This is a genomic window from Ureibacillus sp. FSL E2-3493 (assembly GCF_038077515.1).
Taxonomy (GTDB): domain Bacteria; phylum Bacillota; class Bacilli; order Bacillales_A; family Planococcaceae; genus Ureibacillus; species Ureibacillus halotolerans.
In genome coordinates this window covers 3,164,680-3,184,003 of record NZ_JBBOPK010000001.1, presented here as the reverse complement: position 1 = coordinate 3,184,003, position 19,324 = coordinate 3,164,680, and the positions used below count along the sequence as shown (strand labels likewise).

Below are 19,324 nucleotides of genomic sequence, written 5' to 3'. Positions count from 1 at the left end.
ATATTACTTTGAAAAAAATTTTATTAACTGGTTTTGAACCATTCTTAGACTATAAAATAAATCCTACAATGGAAGTCGTTCAAAAATTAAATGGTCGTGTTATGAATGATTGGACAGTAGAAAGTTTTGTGTTGCCTGTTGATTTTCATGAATCTGAAAAACAAATTTTTGAAAAAATAAAAGAAGTTCAACCGGAAATTGTCGTTTCCCTCGGTTTAGCTGCAGGGAGATATAAAGTTACTCCAGAAAGAATTGCGATTAATATAAAGGACGGTGCGAAGGATAATCGAGGATTTGCCCCTCTAGATCAAGCGATTGATGTGAATGGTCCAGATGGTTATTTTTCCACTTTACCAATAAGAAAAATAACGAATCATTTGCAAGAATTGGGATTCCCAGCTGACATATCAAATAGTGCAGGAACTTACTTATGCAATAACATAATGTATTCCGTATTACATTATGTGCAAAATGAAAAGTTAAATTGTAAAGCTGGATTTATACATATTCCTGCCTCCCATGAATTAGCGATTCAACATGGGAACATCCCAGGTTGGTCTATAAGCGACTTAACAAAGGCAATTGAAGCAAGTTTAGACGTAATTACTCTTGAGGGGTAACCAATGATTCCTAAAATAATTATACAAGATAGGAAAGTTTGTTCTTTTCTATTTGGAGAAGAGATTAACGGAGAAACCTTTCAAATTGTTCGTGCCTTTGATCAATTTATAATAGAACGATATAAAAGAATTGTAATAGAATCGGTACCAAGCTATCACATGGTAACAGTTTTTTTTAACAAATCAATCGTCCATACAAAGGTATTACAAGAAATAATCGAAGCGTGGAATACCTATTCTATTCATCTCCAGTTTAAAGAGTCCAGGAAAGTAACAATCCCTGTATGTTATGAAACACCTTTTTCATTAGATTTGGCAAGGGTGGCTTTTGTCAATAACTTAACAATCGAAGAAGTCGTGGAGATGCATTGTGAATCGAACTATACTGTGTTTTTAATTGGATTCTTACCTGGCTTTCCCTATTTAGGGGGGCTACGGGAGGAAATATATTGCCCAAGATTAGACGTACCGAGACGATTTGTGGAAAAGGGGAGTGTCGGAATAGGTGGCAAACAAACAGGAATTTACCCAATCGATTCTCCAGGTGGTTGGAACATTATTGGAAAGACGCCTATTCCGCTGTTTGATTTAAATCGAACGCGTCCTTTTCTATTGCAGGCAGGAGACCGGTTATCCTTTAAGAGCATTACAATGGAGCAATTTCAAGAAATAGAGTACCAATTGAAAGAGGATTCAAATGCAGTTATAGAATCTTTTTTAGAAAGTTAGGATGGAGAAAAATGAAGCCATTATTGAAAGTTGTCCGTAAGGGGGTATTTAGTTCATTACAAGATAATGGACGTTTTGGCTATAGGCGATTCGGTATACCGACAGCAGGTCCAATGGATCGATTATCCTTTCAATTAGGCAACAAAATCGCAGAAAATACGAAGGGAAATGCAGCTTTAGAAATATTTTATGGTGGGATGACCTTTCAATCCGTTGCCACCCATGAGTATATATTGGTTGGTGCTAATATGAATGCAACCGTCAATGGTAGTGGAATTGAACCTTGGAAAACGTTTGTTTTAAAGGAAGGGGATCTTTTAAAACTAAAATTTAGTCCAGAGGGAGCGATTGCTTATTTAATTCCATTAGGTGGTTTTAAAGGAGAGGAAATGTTAAATAGCCAGTCTACCTATCTTAAAGCTGGTATCGGTTGTCCTGTGATGGAAGGCATCATTTTATATGGTGAGAACCTTCCTCCAAACAAATATCGTAAAGGTTTATATCCAAAATGGATTCCTTCCTTCTCAGATGCAAAAGAAGTAAGGGTTGTAGTGAGCCATCACATTCATTATTTCAAGGACCAAGATATAGAGCGCTTTTTTAGTTCAAACTATCAATTGTCTGCGGGCGACCGAATGGGCTATTGCTTAAAAGGTCTTCCGATACATACAAATAGAAAGGTAGATTTACTATCAGAACCGACGATGTTCGGAACAATCCAAGTACCGCCAAATGGACAACCAATCGTTTTAATGGCAGATGCACAAACGGTTGGTGGTTATCCAACTATTGGGAAAATTGTAGAAGAAGATTTGTGGAAAGTGGCGCAGCTTCGGATTGGAGATTGTATTTCATTTAGGAAGGAGACTTTCGATGGAAAAGCCATTTACGATTGATATCAATTGTGACTTAGGAGAAAGCTTTGGCATTTATAAAATAGGGAATGACGAAGAAATGATGAAGTATGTTTCCTCTGTTAATATAGCTTGTGGATTTCATGCTGGCGATCCATCGACAATGAGAAAAACGGTAAGCTTGGCATTACAAGCAGGAGTGGCGATTGGTGCTCATCCTGGATTTCCTGATCTACAAGGATTTGGTAGAAGGGAGATGAATATTTCTCCAGCAGAAATATATGATATTACTTTATATCAAATAAGTGCTTTAAAGGGATTTATAGAAGCGGAAGGAGGGTCTTTACATCATGTAAAACCCCATGGAGCTCTTTATAATTTAGCTGCAACTAACGGAGAAGTAGCGGAAGCGATTGCAAGGGCAATCTTTCATTTAGATAAACAGTTGATCTTATACGGCTTAGCCGGAAGCAGACTAATTAGTGAAGGAAAAAAGCTAGGATTACAAATAGCTAATGAAGGATTTGTAGACCGAACATATAATGTTAAGGGCCAGTTAACTCCACGGACGAATCCAAATGCAACGATTACTTCAGAGGAACTTGCACTTAAACAAGTAATGAAAATAGTGAAGGAACAGAAAGTAGTGGCAACAGCTGGGGAAGAGGTGTCCGTTGAAGTGGATACCATATGTATTCATGGAGATGGAGAAAAGGCTGTACAATTTGCTAAAATGTTACAACGCCAACTAACGAACAATCAAATATTGATCGATTCCATAAAAAAAGATGGCTCTAACTAAGAGTCCATCTTTTTTTATTTATTCAAAATCTAATTTATAGTCATCATCTTGAATCATTTTTAGTTTCTTTTTAAATAAGTAGATGAAGAACAAGTTCAATATGAAAGGTAAAATGAGAAACATACTTAACATGATGGCGATGTTTGAAGCAGACCAACCACCATTGGCTAAGTTAATGTAGTTTAAAGGACCAACTAAACCGGATAAACCAAATCCGGCACTGTAAGGCGTCCCTTGCACATTTAGTATACCTGCTAATGCGCCAAGTATAGCGGCTGTAATAAGCATAGGAAAAGCAATAGTAGGTTTCATAAAGAAATTACGCATTTGAATCTTCGGTGAACCTAATACGTGGGCTAAAGCTGTGCCAAGGGAATTTGCTTTAAAGCTAGCAAAACATAAGCCCATACCGACTGCAACAATTCCTAAGTTAGCTGCCCCAGAGCCAATACCTGAAAGCATGATGACTGTTGCCACTCCGACTGTTGAAATAGGAGACAAAATAATAATTCCAAAGACGACAGCAATTAATGCTCCCATCACGACAGGCTGCAAATTCGTTAAATAAGCAACTCCTTCTCCAACTAGTCCTGCACCTGACCTTACATATGGCAAAATGCTATATCCGATCATCCCAGGAAACGTTACGGTTAACATAGGAACAAGAAGGATGGAGTATTCTTTCAGTCTTTCACCAATTAACTGAACAAATAGTACAGATAGTGCAGCTGTAAGTCCCGCATTAATGACGACTCCTATCCCGCTAATCGTGAATAACCCTTCTGCTGTTTTACTAACAACGCCACTTCCTACCATCGTAGCGATGCCAACACTAGCAGTTTGAATAGGCGTTAATTTAAACTGCATTCCTACTAATATACCAACTAAAATAGGTAGCATACTCATTACAATTACAGTAGCATCAAGCAAATGTTGGAGAGTAGGAACATACGGAATGATTAACTTTAGTATTTCTCCAAGTAGCGCATTGGGTATAAGGGCACAAACGATTGCAATACTGACTCCATTTAATAGTTTACTTATAAAATCCTTCATAGCAGTAGCCTCTTTCATGTAAATTGAATTTTTAAATAACTTTTCAATCATTATATATAGTCAGAAAACGAAGAGCAATAGAAAAAATTTAACGATTCAACGCGTTGAACTGTTAAAGCTTAGAGACACCTTAAACGAGAGAAATAAAAAAATTTATGAAAAACCCCTAACTTGGAAAATTTAAAGAAAAAGTATAGTTATAAATGATGTATAAAAGGATAAATTCCCTCAATCAGGGGAAAATAGGAGGGAAAAGGATACAATAAAAAGGAGTGAGCATATGAAATTATTAAAATCGATGTTGACTATCCTGTTACTTTTAGGTGTTTTATATGCATGTAACGATGGTGATCAGGATGAAATCATTACAGATACAGGGAAAGATACTGTGAATGATACAGCGAATAATAACGCTGATCAAAATAATGGAACGGATCAAAATGCAACAGATGATCAAAATGAGGGAGAGGAACATGTTGATACACCATACAACTTTACCCATTTTGATTTAGATGTAGAGTATGACAATGACATTTCCTACGATGTGGAATATGCCAATGATCAAAAGGGCATGTCAGCAGAGTTTGAAGATGAACGAAATAATGTTCACGCTGAAGGGGATGACGCTTATAACAAAATTGTGAAATATTTAGAGCTGCTAACGTTTAATGCAAACACAGAGGATGAAGAAGTATTAAGCCAAGTCATCACCGCCTTTGATTTAGATGAAAACTATACTTCCTTCGAACTGGAAGTGAAGTTCAATAACGGTGAAGTAAAGCGATATAATTTTACGAATCAATAATGGTATGCTGTATTGGGAGATGTACTCTTCTAATACAGCTTTTTTATTTGTTTCCATGTAGCCAAAATTATATATTAAAACTAACTATACATAAAAGGAGCATATTTAAATGAATGTTTTATTATTGTTTGGTGGAATTTTAGCATTTTTAGGTGTAGTACTTGGTGCGTTTGGTGCCCATGCATTGAAAGATAAATTTGCAGAACCGCGATACGAGGAAGTATGGAATACAGGTGTCCAATATCAAATGTATCACGCCCTAGGATTAATTTTGATCGGGATTTTATCAATAGATTCCTTACTAGGAGCATCCAATTTATTATCCTGGGCAGGTTATTTGATGTTCACTGGAGTTATTTTCTTCTCAGGTAGTTTATATGTGTTAGCTGTAACAGGAGTGAAAAGATTAGGAGCAATTACACCACTTGGTGGATTGTTATTTTTAGCAGCATGGGTTTTATTTATTCTAGAGGTTATTTCATAAATAAAGGAACATGAAAAAGACCGGCTTGATTAAGTCGGTCTTTAGCCTTCTATATCATTTTTCCTTCGTAAATACTAAACACTTATAACACAATTAATTTAGAAATATTACTTCATCATCAACATTTACCATACCATTTCGTTCAACTTTTGCCCAAACACCAAACATTGCCGAATGATTATTTACTAAGGTTTTCAAAATACGAGCATCTTGTTTTAATTCTTCTTGAGAATTGTTTACCATGACACACCTTTGAAGGGGAGCAACAATTTTCAAGGTAACACTTTCTCCGACTTGAATTAGCCGATCAACCCATTCATCTTCAAAGTACCCTGTTGTTTCTGTTTCAATTAACAAGTTTGCTCGAAAGCGACGAGGGTCAACTGTTTCCCCTAAATCCTTACTTAACATGTTTAACGAAGAGGTTGTGATGATACTAATTGGTCCTTCATCAAAATGTGAAATTGACTCTTCTTTTGATAAGTTTACTTGAAACCCTAACAACTCACTTAATGCTTCATGCACCTTTTTTTGGTCACCTCGATATACAGTCCCATCGGGCATTGTTAAAATGGGAATTTCCCCCTCATATCTAGCTTTATAGCGAAATAAATCGTCCATTTTTTGAAAACGTCGGGTAGTCTTACCACTACCAAATTTTCCACTCTCATTTCTAATTGCCCATAAACGGTCACCAAGGATGCCTCGACTATCAACTAAGGCGGAAGATAAAGACTCACCTAAAATGGATTTTACAGGAAACCTATTGATTTCTTTAACTCTCCCTAAATGTTCAATTTTTTGTTTCAAAGTTGATCCCCCTGTATTGAATGTTAATACAAATTAACTCTCTTCGAATTTGAATTTATTAAATTATTTCTTTTTCTTCTTCAACTATTGTAGCCGTTCATTGAAAAACCTTTTCTCAAAAATGGACAACGATTAATTTCTGATTATCTTTCATGAACTTTTTCGCCTTGTACCCATACTTGTTGAATGTTTTCCGGGCGTGCTAAGTACATTATTTTTTGGAAGATATCCTCTAAGTCATTATTGAAAATCGGAAGCTTTGCTGATGGGAGCGTCGTGTTAATTATTTGCACATCCCAAGCGTAATTTTCTTCAATGCGCCCAACTGGTAAGCTTAACGCTTCACCACCACCAGCAGTAGCGAAATAAAATGCCTCACTAGTTGTAATACGTGAAGAAGAAACTCCCCGTTTGTCGGCGGATATCGTTGTATCGACTCCTTCTTCTAACATTCTAGCTGCAATTACCGCCTGTCTTACATTATCAAAGAGACTAGGGGAGAAGCCACCGGAGATGTCTGTACCTAAGCCAATCTCAATGCCTAAATCATGCAAATGACGGGCTGGTAAAACCCCATTTGAGAAGAACACATTGGAAATGGGACAGTGGGCAACGGCGGTACCTGTAGAGGCAAATAGTTTAGCATCTTTATCGGCTAAAAAGTTACAATGGGCCATTACAGCTTTTTCTTGTAACAAACCGAAATCATTTAAGGCGAAGGCATCGTGTTTATGGAATCGTTCAATCGCATACCCATGTTGCCAGTCGCTTTCACTACAATGGGATTGGATATGGGTATTATATTTAGCTGCCAATACCCCTAATCCTTTTAATGCCTCGTCCGTACAACTTGGAATAAAACGGGGAGTTACGACAGGATAAACCCCTTGCTTTGTTTGTTCGTTTAGCTCTTGGACGGCAATGATAAACTCTTCCGTTTCTTTTAACGCGATTTCCGTACTTTCATCTCGATAATATTCAGGACATTGATCCGGATTATCCATGACGACTTTTCCAACAAGTCCTCTTTGCCCTAATCTTGCGCAAATTTGAGCTAACAACAAACTGGACTCCTTATGTATTGATGCAAAATATAGGGCAGTAGTAGTTCCATTTGCTAGCAATGTTTGTACTAAGTCTTCATAAACCGATTGGGCAAAGTTTATATCCGAAAATTTCGATTCAATAGGAAAAGTATACGTATTTAACCAGTCATAAAGAGGAAGATCGAGGGCTGTTCCAGCTTGAGCCCATTGTGGGGCGTGGACATGTAAATCAATAAACCCAGGTAATATATATTCCCCGTCTAATAAACGGTGAAAATTGTCTTTCCCTTCATATTCCCTAAGTAAAGTAACGTACTGCTCTTCTTCGGGAGAGACCGTTTTAACAATCATTCCTTTTTCATTAATGCAAAATAAATAGTCTTTTAAAATGCCTACTTCTTCAAAGGTTTTACTTGTAAACGCCGTTCCTTGAAATACATGTGCATAATTCCCCATTCAATATTCCTCCTCTAAACCCAATTTTTTGAAATATTTTATTGATATTATAAGGATAATGGGAATTGAAGTCTATTAGAAATTAGTCAACATATGGATAACTATTGTCAGCGGCTATATATAGGAGAATATAATTTAGAAAATTACTTAAATGTGTATTCGTAACAAAGTGTATGAATTAGGGTATTATTTATAGTAAGAAATTATTATAAGGACGTGTCATCATTGTTGAAAGAAATTTATGCGGATTTACATATTCATATCGGCAGAACGGAAAGTGGACGGGCAGTAAAAATAACAGGAAGCAGAAATTTAACGTTACAGAACATTTTACAAACGGCTACTTCCCGAAAAGGATTGGACTTAATCGGTATTATTGATTGTCATTCACCAGAAGTAATTGAAGAAATAGAACTATTGATTAGAGAAGGAAAAGCAACCGAGCTGTTAAATGGGGGAATTCGATACGAAAAGACAACGCTAATACCAGGAGCTGAAATTGAAATTTACGATGAAAATTGTCACGGACCAATCCATGTATTAGCTTATTTTCCAACAATCGAAAAGATGAAAGTTTTTTCCCGATGGTTAAGTAGTCAATTAAAAAACATCCATTTAAGCTCCCAACGGGTTTATTGCAGTGGGCGTACGTTACAGCAGAAAGTTCATGAATTAGGGGGATTATTTATACCAGCCCATGTGTTCACTCCCTTTAAAAGTCTTTATGGTAAAGGAGTAAAAAAGAGTTTAACAGAGGTGTTCGATCCCCGATTAATTGATGGCATTGAATTAGGATTAAGCTCGGACACTTATATGGTAAAAGGAATGAGTGAACTTGCCCCCTATACTTTTGTGACAAATTCGGATGCCCATTCTTTAGGAAAGATTGCCCGTGAATATCAAAAAATGCGAGTTGCTGATGCCAATTTTGAAGAATTAAAATTAGTCCTTCATCAACAAGAGGGCAGGACTATTATAGAAAACTTCGGTTTAAACCCGTTATTAGGGAAATATCATGAAACTGTATGTGCCAATTGTGGTGAACAAATAATAGAGGAGACAGAAGGAAGATGTCCTTATTGCGGGAAGGAACAGTTCATAAAAGGGGTATCAAAACGGATAAAAGAATTAACAGATGCGCCGTCATTGCAAATAGAAAGACCTCCCTATACCCATCAAGTCCCTTTAGATTTTATTCCTGGAATTGGGCCGAAAACGATCGAAAAAATGTTAAATGCTTTTGAAACAGAAATGAATATTTTACACAAAGTAACGGTGGAAGATTTAGCGAAGGTCATTCCTGAAAAATTAGCCTATACCATTGATCTTGCTCGGAAAGGAAAAATAGGTATAACGGTCGGTGGTGGAGGGGTTTACGGAAAAATCGAATCAAATTAATGGGAAATAAAAAACAAGCTACTTGTTTAAGACGGGGAATCTTAAACGTAGCTTGTTTTAAAGGGATGTATGTCACTTGGACATATATTTTATAGCAAATTGGGGAATTTGTGGTTTTGGGATTACCTTTACCACAAAAATTTGCTAGGGGATACGTTATTAATATAGACAACTTTTCTCCATTTCATATCATGAAACTGGATTTTTTTTATCGCTCCATTCAAGTCCTTCGAAGAAACGATATACTTCTTCAAATACAAGTTCTTTTTCTTTATCAAGGGTTAAAATATGCCCTGAATTGATAAAACTTTTAACGGACTTAATGCGAGATTTTACAGAGTTATATATTAAGTCAGCACTTTGACAATAATAATCGTCATCACGAAGTCCACGTAAAATGTGAACCGGAGTTTGAATTTCTGGAAGTTTAGCACTTGTTTCATTAATCATACCTTGTAAATATTCTAAAGAAGGCATGCGGAATTTTTTTGCCAACTCTTGAGGTTGATCCGCTTGTTCATCATATGTGCCGGCTAATTTTTTATATTTAATCGTATAGTCGATAATTCGTTCTTGTAAACTATCTACACTTTTTGCTAAAGCAGGAGCTGACATTGTAACGATTGCTTTTGTAGGACGTTCTTCACCTAATTTTAAAGAGAAGATGCCACCAAGGGATACACCGGCTACGGCGATTTCTTCATAGCCTCGTTTTTTTAACTCGTCATACCCTTCTAATGCACTGTTCCACCATTCGATTGGATTTGTTTGGATCAGTGTATTTGGGTCACCACCATGTCCTTTATATAATGGTGCATGTACAGTATAGTTACGGTCGGATAAATATCTTCCTAATCGTTTTACGTCGTTTGTGTTTCCTGTAAAACCATGAAGTAAAAGAACGGCTCGATTACCTTTCTCAATCGTAAATGGTTTTGGAGGAATGATTTTCATTTTAATAGACTCCTTTAATATTTAGTTGTGACAAACATGAGAATTTTTTAGGCAAAGTGTTGTTTTTTTATTTAAAATTTGATATGCAAACTTGATGTTTAACATTATTATAGTGTTAACAATACATAAGTACAATTTATTGTTTTTATCATAATCATTCCAAATAGTTATCAATTAAAGAGAGGGATACGAAATGGAAATTCAGCAGCTCGAATATTTTAAAACAGTAGCAGAAATGCAACATATGACCCATGCGGCAGAAAAGTTAAATATATCACAACCTGCATTAAGTAAATCCATCTCAAATATTGAACAAGAAATTGGGGTACCTCTATTTGATCGGCAAGGCCGTTCAATTAATTTGAACCGTTACGGCAAGCTGTTTTTAAATAGTGTAGATATCATTTTAGAGGAGTTTGAAAAAGCAAAGGAAGAAATCGGTGGGTTAGTGATGCCCGGGTTTGGTGAAGTAGCCTTTGGATTTATTCATACCCTTGGAATGGAAGTTGTACCAGAATTAATGGCCCATGTTCCAGAAAGATATCCAAATATGAAATTTACCTTAACACAAGCTGCCTCCTATAATTTGTTAAAGTGGTTGGAGGAAGGTCAAATTGATTTATGTTTATCCCAACGAATTAGATCCAAGACGATCGAAATTGACTGGATTGAGCTATGGAGTGAGGAGCTATTTGTAATTGTTCCGAAAAATCATCGCTTTGCAAATCGAGAGTCCATTAAACTTGAAGAAATTAAAGATGAACCCTTTATTTCGATTAAACGGGGAAATGCTTTACGTCTAATTGTTGATAAGTTGTTTAAAGAAGCAGGGATTACAACAAACATTACCTTTGCAGCTGAGGAGATGCATACCGTTGCCGGGTTCGTTGGTGCTGGTTTAGGTGTTTCGTTAATTCCGAATGTGAAAGGATTAAATGACTATAATGTTTGCAAAATCCGTGTTAGTGAGCCGATATGTGAAAGGAAAATTGGTGTTTCATGGGCAGCTAATCGGTATTTGTCTCCTGCCGCAAATCAATTTAAAAATTACTTAGTCGAATATTTTAAAGAAAAGTAATGGGTATCCTATATTAAATCTATTTAAAGGTGTAGATCATAGTGGTTCATAATCGTGCAACGTTTGAGAAATTATTGAAAAATTATCCCGATTTATTTCACACAGATGAAATAGAAGATGCATTAAATTTATACGACCTTGCTTTAGGTGGGAATGTTCATGCAATGTTGGAGATTTCTAATATCTATCGTCATATAGAACAATTTAGTAGTTCAATCCATTGGTTAAATGAAGCAGCCAATTTAGGGGACTTACAAGCGATGTATGAGCTGGGAAATTGTTATTTTGAAGGATTAGGGGTGGAAGAAAATGTTCAGAAGGCATTCGAATATTATAAAAAAGCAGCTGAAGAAGGACACGCTCATGCTGCGAATAATTTGGCTGATATGTATTTAAACGGTGAAGGGGTTTCCGTGAACGAAAAAGAAGCTTTACACTGGTTTAAATTTGCAGCATCAAATCATGTAGTGGAAGCAATGTATACGCTTGGCATTATGTATGAGCAAGGGATTGGTGTAAAGATAGATGAGGAAAGTGCCTTTCAATTTTACTTAAAATCTGCTGATGGCGGTTATGAGGAAGCTCAATATCGCGTAGGGACAATATTTTTAGACGGATTACTTGGACAAGAAAAGGATGTGCTGCAAGCTTTACACTGGTTTGAACAAGCTGCCAAATCCCACCATATCGATTCGATTTATAATCTCGGCTTTTTATATGAAAATGGAATGGGAGTACCGAGGAATGGTAAAAAGGCACTTTATTATTATAAAAGAGCAGCGCTGCTTGGAGATTACCAAGCGAAATTAAATATCGCAAGTATTTATGAATTAGGTTTAGATGTTCCGAAGGATAAAAAAGAAGCGAGTAAATGGCGTAAAGCGGCAATGCATCAAATGGATATTTCGGAGTAAATAGAATAATGGAAAGAGATTTCTTTTTTGACCGGTCTTTATCAGCTAGCTATTCATCGAATGGGTTAAGGCAGTTCATATTGAAAGAAATCTCTTTTTTTATTGCAGACAATTTGTTCGTCTACCTTTGTTGTGCTAAATTTGTAGAGGAACTAAAACGTATGTAAAGATAAAGTTACTAATATAAATATTTTGAACGGTTAGGGAGTTGGCATGATGAAAACAGTTGTTGTAGTTGGAGGAGGAATAACAGGGTTATGTACGATGCACTATTTAATCCGCCAAGGGAAAGAAGAAGAGCGAGTACGTTACATTCTAGCTGAGAAAAACCCCTATTTAGGTGGCAAAATGCATAGTGTTGAGGAAAAAGGATTCATTATGGAAACAGGGGCAGATTCCATTGTTGCGCGGCATCCTAGTGTGCTTGAACTCATTTCCGATTTAGACTTTGAATCAGAGCTAGTATATAACGAAACGGGAATATCTTATATTCATACAAATAATGAATTACATGCTATACCGGCAGGATCTACCTTTGGAATTCCGATGAGTATCGAATCGTTACAGGCAAGTACGTTAATTTCTGAAGAAGGAAAAAAACGGGTTTTGGAAGATAGCGATATCCCAAATACAAGTTTCACGAAAGAAAGCTCCATTGGGGAGTTTTTAGAATACTTTTTAGGGAAAGAAATTGTCGAGAAGCAAATTGCTCCTGTACTTGCTGGAGTCTACTCGGGAGATTTATATCAATTATCCCTTGCTTCCACATTGCCCTACTTAGTGGATTATAAAAATGAGTACGGCAGTATTATGAAAGGGTTTGAAGCCCATAAAGAACAATTTGAAAAAGCGGCGAATAAAAAATTTATTTCCTTTAAAAATGGATTGTCCGCTCTCATCAATCGGTTAGAGGAAATGCTTCCACAAGTGGAATTTTATAAAAATACTGAAACGACAAGTGTATTGAAAAACGATAACGGATATGAAGTGGCATTTTCAAATGGTGAGATAATTCAAGCGGATGTCGTTGTATTAGCCGTACCGAATACAGTTGTAAAAAATGTGTTAAATGATCAAGAACTTGATGGACAACTAGAGAAGTTTACAAATGGTTCAGCTATTACAATGTATTTAGGATTTGATATTCCAGATTCAGTTCTCCCTGCAGATGGCACTGGATTTATCGTATCCCATAATAGTGATTTAGTTTGTAATGCTTCTACTTGGACGAGCCGTAAATGGAAGCATACATCGAAAAACGGTAATTTGCTTGTTCGACTTTTCTATAAAAATAATAATCCGAGATATGAAGAGTTAGCTTCTATGTCAGAAGAAGAGCTAACAAAAGTTGCATTAGAAGATGTCAGACTAAGCTTAAATATTGAAGAGCAACCAGTTGTGGTGAATATTAAAAAGTGGATTAATCAAATGCCGAAATATGATATTGCCCATAATGAAGCTTTGCAAGTTGTTGTAAATGAATTAAATCGAAAGTATCCAAATCTCTTTATTGCGGGATGCTCCTATTTTGGTGTAGGAATTGGTGCGTGTATTGAAAATGGTAAAAATACAGCACAAAAAGTGTTAGAAGTTTTATAATCATTGAATGGTTAAAAACGTATTGACGAAAACCTTTTTTCAAGATATTATACAATCTAATATTAAAAATTTTTAAATAATTTCTTATCAAGAGAAGCAGAGGGACTGGCCCAATGAAGCTTCAGCAACCAACTTTCAAGTAAGGTGCTAAATCCAGCAGGCGAAAAGCCGGAAGATAAGGAGGAAAATCATTGGATTATTAGCCTTCTTTTCATAAAGAAGGCTTTTTATTTTACGTAAATAAACTGAAATTTTAGAAAAATGAGAAGGGGATGGCGAAGATGAGGCTTCTTGATGCATTGAAGTCAAAGGTGTTAACAGCTGATGGAGCGATGGGGACACTTTTATATTCCTATGGTCTTGATAATTGTCATGAAGAAATGAATATTATTAGACCGGATGTGATTGAAAAAATTCATGGTGAATATATTGCAGCAGGTGCGGATGTTATTCAAACAAATACATATGGTGCCAATGCCATTAAACTAGCACGGTACGGACTAGAATCGAAAGTGGTAGAAATCAATGAGGCTGCCATTGCCCTAGCAAAAAAGGCAGCCAATGGCGGACAATTTGTCATCGGTTCAATCGGAGGGATTCGCGGTGTAAGAAAAAGCGATACAACCCTTGAAGAAATTTTAACGGCAATTCGTGAACAAGCGACTGTATTAATTGATGGTCAAATTGATGGTTTATTACTAGAGACATATTATGACTTCAAGGAACTTTCGGAAACAATCAAAATGCTTCGTTCCATTACCAATATGCCAATTATTGCGCAAGTTTCAATGCATGATCCTGGCGTTTTACAAAATGGTTTGAAATTAAATGTAGCCTTACAACAATTAGAAAAGATAGGAGCTGATATCGTCGGGGTGAATTGTCGATTAGGCCCTCATCACACGATTCAAGCCTTTGAAGGTGTAGAACTTCCAGAGAGGGCACTTTTATCCGCCTATCCCAATGCTTCATTGCTAGCTATCGAAGAAGGGAAAGTAATATACGAATCGGAAGCGGATTATTTTGCTCGAGCAGCAGTGCAACTACGCAACCAAGGTGTCCGTTTAATTGGCGGTTGTTGTGGTACGACACCAAAACATATTGAAGCGGCGAAAAAGTTGCTAGTAAACTTAAACCCGATCATTACAAAAGAAGCAAAGCCGATTCAAGAAATCGTCATTCAAGAGGCGGAACCAAGAAATGCAGAACCGTTACATGAAAAGGTAAAGCGTGAACGGTCGATCATTGTTGAACTTGATACACCGAGACATTTGGAAATCAATACTTTTGTGGAAGGGGCCAAGGCGCTCTATAACGAAGGGGCGGATATCATTATGATGGCCGATAATTCTTTAGCATCTCCTCGTGTTAGTAATATCGCAATGGGCTCTATATTAAAATTGCAACATAATATCCGAGTTATGCCACACATTACTTGTCGTGACCGTAACTTAATTGGATTACAATCCCACTTAATGGGACTAAATGCTGTTGGCCTACACGATGTTTTAGCGGTGACAGGGGATCCAACAAAGGTTGGGGATTTCCCTGGTGCTACTAGCGTCTATGATGTTTCATCCATGGAGTTAATCTCTCTAATAAAACAATTAAATGAAGGTATCTCCTTCTCTGGTAAAGTGTTGCGTAAAAAAGCGAATTTTTCCGTCGCAGCCGCCTTTAACCCAAATGTCCGGGTATTGGATAGAGCAGTTAGTAGGCTTGAGAAAAAAATTGAACACGGAGCAGATTATTTTATTTCTCAACCTGTCTATTCAAAGGAAAAAATTGAGGAAATTTACGAAGCAACGAAACATTTGGATACTCCTATTTATATTGGAATTATGCCATTAACAAGTTTTAGAAGCGCAGAATTTTTACACCATGAAGTGCCAGGAATTAAATTATCAGATGAAGTGTTAGAAAGAATGGAAGCTTGTGAAGGTGATAAAGTTCTAGAAGCTAAAGAAGGGGTAGCAATTGCTAGGGAATTACTTGATACAGCGGTTAGTCGTTTTAATGGAATTTATTTAATCACGCCATTTTTACGCTACGATTTAACAATTCAATTAATGCAATATATCAAACAACTTGATGAGCAAAACAAAGGAGTAAAAGTAAATGCTTAACCATCTGATTGAGGAACAATTGCAAAAACGAATATTAATTATCGATGGTGCAATGGGAACGATGTTACAACGAGAAAACTTATCAGCTGAAGACTTTGGTGGAGAAGTTTTAGAAGGTTGTAATGAAAATTTAGTTCTAACAAGGCCTGACGTCGTAAAAAATATTCACCTAGGTTATTTAAAAGCAGGTGCAGATATTATTTGTACAAATACATTTGGGGGAACGCCGCTTGTTTTAAACGAATACGGACTTGGTGAAAAGGCAGAAGAAATTAATAAACGAGCAGTTGAATTAGCGCTAGAAGCAGTTGAAGCATATTCTACTCCCGAATGGCCACGTTTTGTTGCGGGTGCGATTGGGCCGACTACGAAAACCCTTTCGGTAACAGGCGGCATTACTTTTGATGAGCTTTCGGAAAACTTTTATGTGCAAGCGAAAGCATTAATTGAAGCTGGGTGCCATTTACTTTTACTTGAAACAAGTCAAGATATGTTAAATGTAAAAGCTGCTTCTTTAGGAATCAATCAGGCATTTCGAGAAACGGAGAAAGAACTCCCGATTATGATATCAGCTACGATTGAGCCAATGGGTACAACATTAGCTGGTCAAACAATTGAAGCCTTTTATATTTCCATTGAACATATTAAACCTCTTTCAATCGGTTTAAACTGTGCGACAGGTCCGGAGTTTATGACAGATCATATTCGTTCATTAGCAGATTTATCAACAAGTTATATTAGTTGCTACCCTAATGCTGGGTTGCCTGATGAGGAAGGTCATTATCATGAGACACCTGAATCGTTATCGATAAAACTTCGAGGCTTTGCAGAAAAGGGATGGCTTAATTTAGTTGGTGGTTGTTGTGGTACTACTCCTGACCATATTCAAGCGATTCGCACAGCGGTTGAAGGATATGAGCCACGTCCATTACCTAAAAAAACGCATGGTCATGTTGTATCAGGTATTGAACCACTCCAATATGACGATTCTATGCGCCCGCTGTTTATCGGGGAGAGAACGAATGTCATCGGTTCTCGTAAATTTAAACGATTAATTATTGAAGGGAAATTTGAGGAAGCTGCTGAAATTGCCCGTGCACAGGTGAAAAATGGTGCTCATGTAATTGATGTTTGTTTAGCGAATCCAGACCGAGATGAATTAGAAGATATGCGTAATTTTATGGAAGAGGTTGTAAAAAAGGTAAAGGTCCCTTTAGTGATCGACTCCACAGATGAACACGTAATAGAAGAAGCTTTGAAATATTCCCAAGGGAAAGCCATTATTAACTCGATTAACTTGGAAGACGGGGAAGAACGTTTCGACGCCGTCATGCCAATTGTGAAAAAATATGGTGCATCCGTTGTTGTCGGAACGATTGATGAAAAGGGGATGGCAGTCGATCGCCATCGTAAATTAGAAGTGGCCGCTCGTTCCTATCAATTATTAACTGAAAAATGGGGGCTTGCTCCTGAAGATATTATTTTTGACCCGTTAGTATTCCCAGTCGGTACAGGTGATGAACAATATATTGGTGCTGCTGAGGAAACAATAGAAGGAATCCGCTTAATAAAAGAAAACTATCCTAATACATTAACGGTATTAGGGGTAAGTAACGTATCCTTTGGGTTACCTCCAGTAGGAAGAGAAGTATTAAATGCAGTGTTTTTATATCATTGTACACAAGCCGGTTTAGACTACGCCATTGTAAACACGGAAAAATTAGAACGTTACGCATCGATACCAGAAGAGGAAATTAAATTAGCTAACGATTTAATTTTCCATACAAACGATGAAACATTGGCGGTATTTACAGACTTTTATCGAGATAAGAAAAAGGAAAAGTCTGAGGCAAATATTCCGGACACGGTGGAGGAACGACTTGCTTATTACATCATTGAGGGAACTAAGGAAGGATTAATTCCCGATTTAGAAGAAGCGAGGAAAATTTTTAATACCCCGTTAGATATTATTAACGGACCATTAATGACAGGGATGGCAGAGGTAGGTCGTCTATTTAATGATAACCAACTAATCGTTGCGGAAGTATTACAAAGCGCAGGTGTAATGAAAGCAGCTGTAGCCCACCTAGAACAGTATATGGAGAAAAATGAAGATAGCTCAGGAAAAGGGAAAGTCGTTTTAGCAACGGTTAAAGGGGATGTACACGATATTGGAAAAAATTTAGTGGACATCATTTTAAGCAATAACGGCTATAAAGTCGTGGACCTCGGAATTAAAGTGACACCGGCGGAATTAATTGAAGCAATTAGAAGGGAAAATCCTGATTTTGTAGGGCTTTCTGGGTTGCTTGTAAAATCTGCTCAACAAATGGTGTTAACAGCACAAGACTTTAAAGAAGCGGGTATTAATGTACCAATTTTAGTTGGTGGGGCTGCATTATCGAAACGTTTTACGGAAACGAAAATTGCCGCCCAATATGATGGACCAGTCATTTATTCGAAGGATGCTATGCAAGGATTGGATCATGCGAACCGTTTAATGGATGTGCATGAGCGGGAATCGTTTATTCAAGAACTTCAACAATCTCGTGAAAAACGACTTCTTGCTGATGAAAAACGAGCAGCTCGTCCCCAAGTAACCGTGATGGAAAAGCCTGTTCGAACAGTTCGGGATGCTCCAGTTTATATACCGAAGGATTTAGTGCAACATATTAAACGAAACTATTCAGTAGCCCATTTACACCCATATGTGAATATGCGTACTTTAATAGGGCATCATTTAGGGCTAAAGGGAAATGTGGAAAAACTTTTAGCTGAAAAGGATGAAAGGGCGACCGAACTCCATGAATTAGTAAATGATTATTTACGTTCTGATTTATTAACACCATCAGGTATGTATCAATTTTTCCCTGCCCAGGCAGATGGAGATGATGTGGTCATTTATAGCCCGGAAGATCGTAATACTGAAATTGAACGATTCCATTTTCCGCGTCAGAAAGAAGCGCCATTTCTATGCTTAGCCGACTTTTTGAAAACGGTAGAAAGCGGCGAGATGGATTATGTCGCATTAATGGTTGTAACGGCAGGTCATGGCGTGAAAAATGTGGCAGACGAATTAAAGAAAGATGGTAAATTTTTAGAAAGTCATGCTCTCCTTGCAACGGCATTAGAGTTGGCAGAAGGTTTTGCGGAAAGGATTCATCAGGAAATACGTGACGTTTGGGGCTTCCCTGATGCAACTGATTTTACAATGCGAGAACGTTTTGCAGCAAAATATCAAGGGCAACGTTTCTCCTTTGGTTATCCTGCATGTCCAAATCTAGAAGATCAAGAAAAGTTGTTTAAACTATTGAAGCCGGAACAAATCGGTGTTCAATTAACGGAAGGTTACATGATGGAGCCGGAAGCGAGTGTTTCTGCAATTGTGTTTGCCCACCCAGATGCTCGATATTTCAATGTATAAACATATGGCTAATATGGATAAAGCTATCTTAAAATCAATATTTTAGGATAGCTTTTTCCTCTTTAGTATGTTGTCATATGACATTTGTAATGTGTTATTTATGATGTTTGCTTCTATTAAGATTCGCCCTCTTTTTTTAAAATGGTTGTAGATATTAAAAGAGGAAGAG

At 37.0% G+C, this 19,324-nt stretch carries 16 protein-coding genes and 1 riboswitch; of the genes, 12 read left to right on the top strand and 4 right to left on the bottom strand.

Translation table 11 applies throughout. From position 1 onward, the window contains the following. The first annotated feature begins 8 nt into the window (after window positions 1-8). The 4 genes from MHH69_RS16340 to MHH69_RS16325 are packed head-to-tail and all read left to right on the top strand — an operon-like array spanning window position 9 to window position 3,005. Window positions 9-620, top strand: coding sequence for a pyroglutamyl-peptidase I (locus MHH69_RS16340; RefSeq protein WP_341362775.1), 612 nt, complete (start codon window positions 9-11; stop codon window positions 618-620). Between the two features lie 3 nt (window positions 621-623). Further along, complete coding sequence (pxpB, locus tag MHH69_RS16335) at window positions 624-1,349, top strand: 5-oxoprolinase subunit PxpB (RefSeq protein WP_122972226.1); 726 nt, start codon at window positions 624-626, stop codon at window positions 1,347-1,349. A gap of 11 nt (window positions 1,350-1,360) precedes the next feature. Next, window positions 1,361-2,245: a 5-oxoprolinase subunit C family protein gene (locus MHH69_RS16330; RefSeq protein WP_122972227.1), complete on the top strand. Its 885-nt coding sequence runs from the start codon at window positions 1,361-1,363 to the stop codon at window positions 2,243-2,245. Next, on the top strand, window positions 2,223-3,005 hold the full coding sequence (locus MHH69_RS16325; RefSeq protein WP_341362774.1) for a 5-oxoprolinase subunit PxpA: 783 nt from the start codon (window positions 2,223-2,225) through the stop codon (window positions 3,003-3,005). The genes MHH69_RS16330 and MHH69_RS16325 overlap by 23 nt, the downstream gene beginning before the upstream one ends. 18 nt (window positions 3,006-3,023) lie before the next feature. Here MHH69_RS16325 and MHH69_RS16320 read toward each other — a convergent pair whose 3' ends face one another. Beyond that, complete coding sequence (locus tag MHH69_RS16320) at window positions 3,024-4,061, bottom strand: PTS transporter subunit IIC (protein WP_122972229.1); 1,038 nt, start codon at window positions 4,059-4,061, stop codon at window positions 3,024-3,026. Between the two features lie 280 nt (window positions 4,062-4,341). Here MHH69_RS16320 and MHH69_RS16315 point away from each other — a divergent pair, with 280 nt between their 5' ends. Next, the gene (locus tag MHH69_RS16315; protein WP_122972230.1) at window positions 4,342-4,866 is read left to right on the top strand and encodes a YusW family protein; all 525 of its coding nucleotides are present in this window, start codon (window positions 4,342-4,344) and stop codon (window positions 4,864-4,866) included. Between the two features lie 109 nt (window positions 4,867-4,975). Then, complete coding sequence (locus tag MHH69_RS16310) at window positions 4,976-5,350, top strand: DUF423 domain-containing protein (protein WP_122972231.1); 375 nt, start codon at window positions 4,976-4,978, stop codon at window positions 5,348-5,350. A 93-nt stretch (window positions 5,351-5,443) separates the two neighbouring features. On the opposite strand, the gene MHH69_RS16305 is transcribed toward MHH69_RS16310, so the two are convergent. After that, a complete protein-coding gene (locus tag MHH69_RS16305; protein WP_122972232.1) occupies window positions 5,444-6,160 on the bottom strand; it encodes an MOSC domain-containing protein in 717 nt (238 codons plus the stop codon). 143 nt (window positions 6,161-6,303) lie between these two features. After that, window positions 6,304-7,662, bottom strand: a complete 1,359-nt coding sequence (gene guaD, locus MHH69_RS16300) for a guanine deaminase (protein ID WP_122972233.1) — start codon at window positions 7,660-7,662, stop codon at window positions 6,304-6,306. Between the two features lie 228 nt (window positions 7,663-7,890). Here guaD and MHH69_RS16295 point away from each other — a divergent pair, with 228 nt between their 5' ends. Beyond that, complete coding sequence (locus tag MHH69_RS16295; RefSeq protein WP_341362990.1) at window positions 7,891-9,060, top strand: endonuclease Q family protein; 1,170 nt, start codon at window positions 7,891-7,893, stop codon at window positions 9,058-9,060. A gap of 189 nt (window positions 9,061-9,249) precedes the next feature. Here the strand turns inward: MHH69_RS16295 and MHH69_RS16290 are convergent, their stop codons facing one another. Then, on the bottom strand, window positions 9,250-10,014 hold the full coding sequence (locus MHH69_RS16290; RefSeq protein WP_122972234.1) for an alpha/beta hydrolase: 765 nt from the start codon (window positions 10,012-10,014) through the stop codon (window positions 9,250-9,252). Between the two features lie 193 nt (window positions 10,015-10,207). Here MHH69_RS16290 and MHH69_RS16285 point away from each other — a divergent pair, with 193 nt between their 5' ends. From MHH69_RS16285 to metH, 5 genes are all read left to right on the top strand, one after another. Further along, window positions 10,208-11,092 (top strand): LysR family transcriptional regulator, encoded by an 885-nt coding sequence (locus tag MHH69_RS16285; protein ID WP_341362773.1) that lies wholly within the window; start codon window positions 10,208-10,210, stop codon window positions 11,090-11,092. 41 nt (window positions 11,093-11,133) lie between these two features. Then, a complete protein-coding gene (locus MHH69_RS16280) occupies window positions 11,134-12,006 on the top strand; it encodes a tetratricopeptide repeat protein (protein WP_341362772.1) in 873 nt (290 codons plus the stop codon). A 216-nt stretch (window positions 12,007-12,222) separates the two neighbouring features. Continuing rightward, window positions 12,223-13,605, top strand: a complete 1,383-nt coding sequence (gene hemG, locus MHH69_RS16275) for a protoporphyrinogen oxidase (protein ID WP_341362771.1) — start codon at window positions 12,223-12,225, stop codon at window positions 13,603-13,605. Window positions 13,606-13,686: 81 nt separating this feature from the next. Further along, window positions 13,687-13,787, top strand: a riboswitch (SAM riboswitch). A gap of 99 nt (window positions 13,788-13,886) precedes the next feature. Beyond that, window positions 13,887-15,731 carry a bifunctional homocysteine S-methyltransferase/methylenetetrahydrofolate reductase gene (locus MHH69_RS16270; RefSeq protein WP_341362770.1) on the top strand — a complete coding sequence of 615 codons (1,845 nt, stop codon included), beginning with the start codon at window positions 13,887-13,889 and terminating at the stop codon, window positions 15,729-15,731. Further along, window positions 15,724-19,155, top strand: coding sequence for a methionine synthase (gene metH / locus MHH69_RS16265; RefSeq protein WP_341362769.1), 3,432 nt, complete (start codon window positions 15,724-15,726; stop codon window positions 19,153-19,155). The genes MHH69_RS16270 and metH overlap by 8 nt, the downstream gene beginning before the upstream one ends. The last annotated feature ends 169 nt before the right edge of the window (window positions 19,156-19,324 follow it).